An 8,201-nucleotide genomic window follows, 5' to 3' on the forward strand; every position below is an offset into this window, starting at 1 on the left:
CCGCTGAGGCCAGAGGCAGGCCGGGCCGTCAGCCCGTCAGCACGGCAGGGCGATGGGCCTTGAGGCAGGACAGGACGCTCAGAACCACCAGCGCCAGGGCAACCGCCTCCAGCAACGTCGGCAGACGCTGCTCCCACATGAGCCCGTAGAGCAATGCAAACAGCGTTTCGAACAGGATCATCTGTCCGACCAGCGTGAGCGGCAGCAGGCGGCTCATACGATTCCACAGGGCGTTGCCGCAGATCGAGGCCAGCACCGCGATGCCCATCGAGACGGCGCCAAGCCAGGCCCAGCTGGACAGACTGTGCCCACCCGTGCCCAGCAGGATCGCCAGCGGGATCAGCGCCACGCTTTGCGCGCCGGTGATGACGCCGGTCATCAAGTTCCATTCGTGCGGCGTCATGCGCTCCAGGCGGTGAAGCGCCCGGGCGTTGCCCACCGCGTAGGCCGTCCACGAGGCCAACGCGCCCACCGCACAGGCCAACCCGAGCAACTGTGTGCCCACAGCCCCGGCGACCGGCTGGGCGACGGCCTGCCATCCGATGCAGGCGACACCCAGTGCGCACAGCAACAGCGAAGGCATCAGCCTGGCGAGCGGCACGGCCCCACGGTCACGGCTGCCGATGAGCGTGACGGCAATGGGCAGGAAGCCGATCACGAGGGATGTCATCGCAATGCCGCCCGTCTGCACCGCGGCCGACAGCAGCAGGTAGTACAGGGTGTTGCCGGCGAAGGCGAGCCAGACCAGGCTCAGCCATTGACGCCGCGCGACGCGCGCCCGCAGCGAGCGCCAGCGAAAAGTCAGCAGTGCCGCGGCGATCAGGCCGTAGCAAAGGTAGCGGCCGATGGTCAGGTACAGCGGCCCGAAATCGCCGACCAGCTTGGGCGCCAGGAAGACCAGGCCCCACAGCGCACCGGCGCCCATGCCGCAGGCCAGCCCGGCAAACCGGTCTCCCTGCATCGCACCGGCATGGCCGGCCGTCGAGATCGAAGTCATCGGCGCACTTTATTTGCGCTCAATCGAGCATTGCGCTCCAATTTCGGCGCATGTGCGCAACAAAAACTCGCTATGCCCCGCATGCCTCGCAGTGACGAATTCGCCCTGGACCGTCAGGACCGGTCCATCCTTGACATTCTCCAGCGCGACAACAAACGGCCTCAGCGGAGCATCGCCGACGAGGTGCACCTGTCCGCCGCCGCCGTGCAGCGCCGCATCGCGGCCATGGAAGGGGCCGGCGTCATCGCCGCCAATGTCGCCCTGGTCGATCCCGACGCCGTCGGGGTCACCATCACGTCCATCGTGGAAGTGCACCTGCACAACGAGAACGCCGCGACGGTGGACCGCGCCAAGGCGCTGTTCCGCGACGCACCCGAGGTGCAGCAGTGTTACTACGTGACTGGCGGCAGCAGCTTCGTCCTGGTCATCCTCGCCGCGGACATGCGCGTCTACCAGCGTGTCACCCGGCGGCTCTTCGCCGAAAACGAATCGGTCAAGAGCTACCGGTCCCTGATCGCGCTGGATCGGGTGAAGACCGAGACGGGCATGGTCATTCCCTGATCTGTCGCCCGGCGCCACAGGCAGTTTCCACGGGGTAAACCGTATTTGTTCGTCGCACGAACAAATTACGATGTCCAGCGCTGTCATAAGAAGTGCTGGAGACATGAATCCCATCAAGCCCCTGCTGGGCGCCCTGCTTCTGGCCGGCGCCTCCACCCAGGCCGCGCCCCCGGCGGACCTGCCCTACCACTGGCGCCCCGTCGCCATCGTCGGCGGCGGCTTCGTCGACGGCCTGGTCTTCCAGCCCAGCATGCCGGGCCTGATGTACGCGCGCACCGACATGGGCGGCGCCTATCGCCGCGACAGCGCCACCGGCCCATGGATCCCGCTGCTGGACGGACTGCCGCTGGCTGATGTCAACCTGGTGGGGGTCGAGAGCCTGGCCGTCGACCCCCACGACCCCGACGCTCTCTACCTCGCCTGCGGCACCTACACCAATCCGGCCGTGCCCAATGGCGCCGTGCTGCGCTCTCACAATCGCGGCCGCACGTTCCAGCGCACCGAGCTGCCCTTCAAACTGGGCGCCAACGAGGGCGGCCGGGGCAACGGCGAACGTCTCGCCGTGGATCCCAACGACGGCAGCGTGCTCTACCTCGGCAGCCGCCACGCCGGCCTGTGGCGCAGCACCGATGCTGCAGCCAGCTTCCATCGCGTGGACGCCCTGCCCGACTCGGCCTGGCAGCGCAATGCCGCCGACGGTCCACGGCCCAGTTGGGGCGGCAGCGACGGCAAGGCCAGCATCGCCTTCGTGCTCTTCGATCCCGCCAGCGGCGCGCGCGGCCATCCCAGTCGCACGGTCTACGTCGGCCTCTCGGTCATCGGCCGGCCCAGCCTGTGGGTCAGCCGCGATGCCGGCGCCAGTTGGCAGCCCGTGCCCGGTGGCCCGGCGCTGCATCGCCCCATGCGCGCCGCGCTGGCAGGCGACGGGCGGCTCTACATCGCCTATGCGAGCGAGCCCGGCCCGCACCGCATGAAGGACGGCTCGGTCTGGCGCTACGACCCAGGCCGGCAGGCCTGGGCCGACATCACGCCCGAACGCCCCAGCGCCACGCAGCCCTTCGGCTACGCCGCCGTCGCCGTCGATGCCGCGAACCCGCAGCGCCTGCTCGCCAGCACCGCCGGCCGCGGCGCGGGCGACGAGCTGTTCCGCAGCAGCGACGGGGGCGCGACGTGGCACCCGCTATTCACCGCCGCCCGCTTCGATGCGTCGGCCGCGCCCTACGTTGCCGACACCCACCTGCACTGGCTCTACGACGTCAAGATCAACCCGGCCAACCCCGACCATGCCCTGTTCACGACCGGCTATGGTGGATGGGAGACGCTGGACCTGACCCAGGCCGACGGCGCGAAACCGACGCACTGGCGGGTCATGAGCCGCGGCATCGAGGAAACCGTGGCCCTGGCACTCCACAGCCCGACCCGGGGGGCGCCGCTGGTGACGGCCATCGGCGACTACTCGGGCTTCGTGCACACCGACCTGGACACGCCCGCCCCTGGCAACCCCAAGCCCCCCTTCTTCGGCAACACGCATGACGTGACCGGAGCGGAGTTGGCGCCCGAGGTCATCGTCCGCATCGGCAAGCCGCGGGACGGCGGCAAGAATCTCGGTTACTCGCTGGACGGCGGCAAGACCTGGCGCGAGCCGGCGACCGTGCCGGACGCCAGGTCCAGCGACGGATTCGTCGCCGTGTCCGCCGACGGCCAGTCATGGGTCTGGACACCCAAGGATGGAACGCCGCACGTCAGCCATGACCATGGCGAGACGTGGACCGCCGTCAAAGGCCTGCCGGCCGGCACCCGCGTCATCGCCGACCGGGTGAACCCCGGGCGCTTCCACGCCATGGACTTGTTCGGTGACCGGCTCTTCGCCAGCGACGACGGCGGCCGGAGCTTCGGCGCCCGGCCGCTGGCCCTGCCTGACGGCCGCGTCACGCGCGCCGAGGCCGGCGGCAACAACCACAGCAGCCGCGGCGACGACCGCGGCGGGCAGGACCGTCTCTACTCCACGCCCGGTCGCGAGGGCGAGCTGTGGCTGGCCGCCTTCCACGGGCTCTACCGAGCCAGCGGCGGCCAGGCCTTCCAGCGCCTGCCCTCCGTGACGCAGATCCACGCCTTCGGCTTCGGCCGTGCCGCCCCCGGTTCGAAGGACCCGGCGCTCTACTTCGTCGGCACCTTGGCGGACCGCTACGGCCTTTTCCGCTCCACGGACGGCGCCGCGAGCTGGCAGCGCATCAACGACGACGCCCACCAGTGGGGGCTGATCCTGCAGGTCAGCGGCGACCCCAAGACCTACGGGCGCGTCTACGTCGGCACGCACGGGCGCGGCGTGCTGTACGGTGACCCGAGGCCCTAGGGCCTGGCTACGCCATGGCAGTGGTCATGTCCTTCGCGTCGAGGGTTTCGAGCCAGGCGGCCTCCCGAGTGCGTGGCCATGAGCTTCTCATCACCTGTGAGGATGCGGCCACCTGCTGCCATTGCTTGAATCCCCGCCCAGGAGGGGCCCATCATGCCCATTGCTCTCCGCCTGCTCGCCGCTTCCAACCTGACCTACGAAGTCGATCCGGCCGGCTCCAACAGCAGCTATGCCAATCGGGCCCAGTTGCAGCATCGCCTGAACTTCGTGCGCGGCATCGACCGCATCAACAGCGCGTTGGTCGGCACCGCTGACTTCGGCGTGGTGGTGGCGTTTCGTGGCACCTTGCCGCCCGTTGGCAGTCCCGACCCGCTACAGACAATCCGCGACTGGGTGCAGGACCTCGAGTGCGAGCTGGACGCGGGGGCCAAGATCCCCGGCCTCGTGCACCATGGCTTCCTGGGGGCGCTGGACAGCCTCTGGGCTGAACTAGAGCCCGCGGTCACGGCCCAGTTGCTGGCCTCGCCGGTCAAGAAGCTCTACGTCACTGGCCACAGCAAGGGTGGAGCGATGTGTCACATCGCCGCGGCGCGCTTCGCCATGATGAGCATCATCTCGGGCAACAGCATCGTCGTTCGCTCCTTCGAAGGTGCGATGCCGGGCGACAACGATTTCGCGACCTCGTATGCCCGCCTGGTACCCGACGTCATCCGGTTTGAATACCAGGACGATGCGGTTCCACACCTGCCGCCCAGCGTCGCTGGCCGGGAACTGTTGCGAGGCCTGCCAGGCTTCGAGCATGTGCTGGACTTGGCCGACGACTTCCTCTACGCCCACGCTGGCGTGTTGTCCTTCGTCGACTGGAGCAACAACCTCGTACCGGACTCGCAAATCCTGCGCCTGCAACGCAACTTCAAGCTCGGCCAGCAACTCGTCACGGGCCATGTCTCGCAGGTGATTCGGGATCACTCGATCGGCGACACGTCGGGCCTCTGGGCGGTCCTAGAGGCCTCAGGCCTCTAAGACCTATTCAACGCCGGCAGCGGGCAATCTAGCCACAACGCGGCCTGCTCTCGCAGCATGAGCACGCCCTAGTCGCGCCGCGCCGGCTCCAGCCGCCGCAGCGAGGTCTTCAGCAGCCGGTCGTCGGCGTCGAACAGGCTCACCAGCTCCAGTGGCAGCGGCCCGGTCGGCGTCTTCACTTCGTGCAGTTGACGCTGCAGCCGCCGCCCCGATTCAAAACGCGTTTCGTCACTGGGAGGGCCCAACCGTCGCGCGACCTCGGCAGCCGCCAGGCCGGGCGGCAGCGCCTGCGCCGCCCGCACCCAGTCATCCTGCAGCGCTTGCGCGGCCGGGTCCTGCGGCGCGGGCAGGTCGTCCATGGCCTCGAAAACGACGTGCGTGTCGTCTGGCCAGCTCGCATCGCCCAAGGGCAGGCGGAACATGCGCTCGCGCAGCGAGTAGCCCCAGTCGTAGCCCGGACCACCGTCGTCGCGCAGGCCATGCAGCAACAGCGCGCCGAGCACCCGCCGCCGCTCACCGTGCACCAGCGTCACCGTAAAGACAGGCTTGTCGGCGAAGTTGCTGGGGCTCCAGTCCCGGTCCCAGCAGTCGTCGATGTCCAGAGGCAGCAGGCCGCCAAACAGCGTGCTGCCGCGCGCGACGCCGCTGCCGAAGGCCACGCGGCACTGCAGCCGCAGGTCGCCCAGGCGGCGCTCGCCGTCAGGCACGCCCGGCGTGCGGATGTCGGGCCGCCACGTCACGCGGCCGTCGGCCAGGCGGCTGCGGACCTCGGTGCGTCCGGGAAGCGACCGCCAGGCAGGGTCGAGAGCGAAGCGATCTTCGGCGTCCAGGGCCAGCGGCTGGCGGCCCCCGGGCGTCATCAAGCCCAGCTCCAGCTCCTGAGTCGTCTCCGCCCGGGTGCGCGCGTAGACCTTGAATCTCAGCGGCGCGGCCGGCGCGAGAGAGTGGTACTTCTCGAACAGCGCCTGGGCCTTGAAGAGCTGGGCCAGCGTCTTCTTCTCACGCGCCGTGGCAGCCTCGCCCTGCACCTCGACGCGCCCCAGCCGCGCCTCGGGCGACGGCGCGCTGGCGGGCAGCGCAAGCGCGCTGGCCAGCAGGGCCGCCGTCAGGTCCATCAGGCCACCGCGAACGCGTCCCGCGTGAGGTTCTCGGGCGCCCCGCCGCCAGCGCGGCACGCCACGTCGTCCTCGATTCGGATGCCGCCGTAGCGCGACAGCCGCTCCACCGCCGACCAGTCCACATCGGCCGCATGCCTGGAGGCCCGCAGCTCGCGCAGCAGCGTAGGGATGAAGTACAGACCTGGCTCGATGGTGACCACCATGCCGGCCAGCAGAGGCCGCGTCAGGCGCAGATACCGATGGCCCTCGGGCTTGTCGGCGACGCCACCGGTCTCGCTGGCCATGAAGCCACCGATGTCATGCACCTGCAGGCCCAGCAGATGGCCGATGCCATGCGGGAAGAAGGGCTTGGTCACACCCGCCTCGACCATGGCCTCCTCGCTCATGCGCACGATGCCGGCGCCACGCAGCACGCGCGCGGCGCGGCGGTGTGCGCTGAGGTGGATGTCGCGGTAGTCCACGCCTTCGCGCACCTCGTCGACGAGGCCCAACTGTTCGACTTCCATCGCGGCCACCAGCGCCGCGAACTCGTCGTGGCCCGGCGCCACCCAGGTGCGAGTGATGTCACTGGCATAGCCGTTCACCTGCGCCCCGGCATCGATGAGGAAGCTGCGCATCTCGGTCGGCGGCCTTTCGTCCTGGTACTGGTAGTGCAGCACCGCGGCATGTTCGTTGAGGCCGATGATGTTGGTGTAAGGCAGGTCGCGATCGGTGTGGCTGGTCGCCACCAGGTAGGCCCGATGGATGGCCGCCTCGCTTTCGCCGCGCAGGAAGGCGGCACGCGCGGCCGCATGGCCCGGCGCGGCGCGGCGCTGTGCGGCGCGCATCTGCGCCAGTTCATAGGGCGTCTTCACGCCGCGCGCCCAGTGCAGCAGGTTCAGCAGCACCTCCGGATTGTTGGGCGTCAGGCCCGGCAACGCGGAGTCCGCCTCGCCGAGGATGGCCGCACGCAGCTTGGCGACGTCCGCCAGCTCCCTGGCGGCATCCTCGGGCTCCCGGATGATGACCAGCTCGACGGCATCTACCCATTCGCCGCTGGGCGCGCTGGGCGGCACGTGCCAGTAGTCATCGGGCTGGTAGTAGACGACGCGCGGCTTTCTGCCGGGCTGCACGGCCAACCAGGAGTTCGGATGCTCCGTGAGCGGCAGCCAGTGCTTGAAGTGCGGATTGGCCTGGAACAGGTAGGGCCGGTCGTCGAGAAAGGCGTATTTCTCGGTGCCGGAGGCGATCAGCAGCGCGTCGAAGCCGGTGCGCTCCAGCGCGGCTTCGGCCTGGCGCTGCAGCGTGGCGAGATGATCGAGATAGAGGCTCATCGTCCGTCCGTGTTCACTTGCGCAGATAAGTCAGCTTCTTGGTGCCGTCATCGCAGCTACCGATGACCTTGGCATCGCCGACCTTGTCGTTCTCGAGCACGTTGATCTCGTAGCCTTTGACGCCCTTCTCGTCGAGTCGGGCAGCGATCTCGGCCTTCAGTTCATCGCAGGACTTGGGGGCGGCCAGCACGGACTGGTTCAGCAGCAGGACGGTGGCGGACAGGGCCAGCAGGGTGGGCTTTGACATCGGACTTGCGGGTTCGGGTTGCGGCGGGTGAACATTCTCCGGCAGGCTTGCGCAGAGATGGCAATGGTCATGCCCGGCCGCCCAGGATGACCACCACCCCAGCTGCATCTTCACATGGGGCTATGCCGGAGCGGGTCCGGCAAACTTGGGCAAGCACAGTTGCCGGTTCCGGCAACTCGCCAGCTCCACGCTGAAGTTTTTCCGCCCACTGCTTGCTCCCGGTGCGGTGCGCCCACCGCCCCCCGAAGACGCGCTGCCCGCGCAGTCACCACCAACGCATGTCAGCGCACCGGGCGTGCAAGATTTCGACGTCGTCGCGCACCTCATCGACGCCAACGGCCTGCCCGTGATGGACTGCACGCCGCATAGCACTGGGTCATTGCCATCATCGACGCCGATCTATGACATCGCCCGCTTCCTGGCATCGCAACTGACCACCGACTGGGAACGCCTCCGCGCGTTCGTGCTGGCGGCCGACTGCGCCGATGGTGGCGATGCCGCTGCCCGCGAACACCTGGGCGCAGATCTCGCGGGCCTCATGGCTGCTCTGCTGGAGCGGCTCCGGGAGCGCGGCGCGTTCTGAACGATC

At 68.9% G+C, this 8,201-nt stretch carries 8 protein-coding genes; 4 read left to right on the top strand and 4 right to left on the bottom strand.

The features are described 5' to 3' along the window. Positions 1 to 28: 28 nt before the first annotated feature. Positions 29 to 997, bottom strand: a complete 969-nt coding sequence (locus tag VGF12_RS22115) for a DMT family transporter (protein WP_331178211.1) — start codon at positions 995 to 997, stop codon at positions 29 to 31. Positions 998 to 1,069: 72 nt separating this feature from the next. On the opposite strand from VGF12_RS22115, the gene VGF12_RS22120 reads away from it, so the two are divergent. The 3 genes from VGF12_RS22120 to VGF12_RS22130 all read left to right on the top strand — a co-directional run bounded on the left by VGF12_RS22120 (position 1,070) and on the right by VGF12_RS22130 (position 4,934). Continuing rightward, a complete protein-coding gene (locus VGF12_RS22120) occupies positions 1,070 to 1,558 on the top strand; it encodes an Lrp/AsnC family transcriptional regulator (RefSeq protein ID WP_331178212.1) in 489 nt (162 codons plus the stop codon). Positions 1,559 to 1,661: 103 nt separating this feature from the next. Continuing rightward, positions 1,662 to 3,911, top strand: a complete 2,250-nt coding sequence (locus VGF12_RS22125; RefSeq protein ID WP_331178213.1) for a hypothetical protein — start codon at positions 1,662 to 1,664, stop codon at positions 3,909 to 3,911. Positions 3,912 to 4,064: 153 nt separating this feature from the next. Further along, positions 4,065 to 4,934 (top strand): lipase family protein, encoded by an 870-nt coding sequence (locus VGF12_RS22130; RefSeq protein WP_331178214.1) that lies wholly within the window; start codon positions 4,065 to 4,067, stop codon positions 4,932 to 4,934. 68 nt (positions 4,935 to 5,002) lie between these two features. Here the strand turns inward: VGF12_RS22130 and VGF12_RS22135 are convergent, their stop codons facing one another. From VGF12_RS22135 to VGF12_RS22145, 3 genes are read right to left on the bottom strand one after another with little or no spacing between them, the layout of a single operon-like run. Continuing rightward, the gene (locus VGF12_RS22135) at positions 5,003 to 6,049 is read right to left on the bottom strand and encodes a hypothetical protein (protein WP_331178215.1); all 1,047 of its coding nucleotides are present in this window, start codon (positions 6,047 to 6,049) and stop codon (positions 5,003 to 5,005) included. After that, positions 6,049 to 7,365 (bottom strand): Xaa-Pro dipeptidase, encoded by a 1,317-nt coding sequence (pepQ, locus tag VGF12_RS22140; protein ID WP_331178216.1) that lies wholly within the window; start codon positions 7,363 to 7,365, stop codon positions 6,049 to 6,051. The genes VGF12_RS22135 and pepQ overlap by 1 nt, the downstream gene beginning before the upstream one ends. A 13-nt stretch (positions 7,366 to 7,378) precedes the next feature. Continuing rightward, positions 7,379 to 7,612, bottom strand: coding sequence for a DUF1161 domain-containing protein (locus VGF12_RS22145; protein ID WP_331178217.1), 234 nt, complete (start codon positions 7,610 to 7,612; stop codon positions 7,379 to 7,381). 145 nt (positions 7,613 to 7,757) lie between these two features. Between VGF12_RS22145 and VGF12_RS22150 the strand changes: the two genes are divergently transcribed. After that, on the top strand, positions 7,758 to 8,195 hold the full coding sequence (locus VGF12_RS22150) for a hypothetical protein (protein ID WP_331178218.1): 438 nt from the start codon (positions 7,758 to 7,760) through the stop codon (positions 8,193 to 8,195). The last annotated feature ends 6 nt before the right edge of the window (positions 8,196 to 8,201 follow it).

This window comes from Roseateles sp., from assembly GCF_036404855.1.
Lineage (GTDB): Bacteria > Pseudomonadota > Gammaproteobacteria > Burkholderiales > Burkholderiaceae_C > Pelomonas.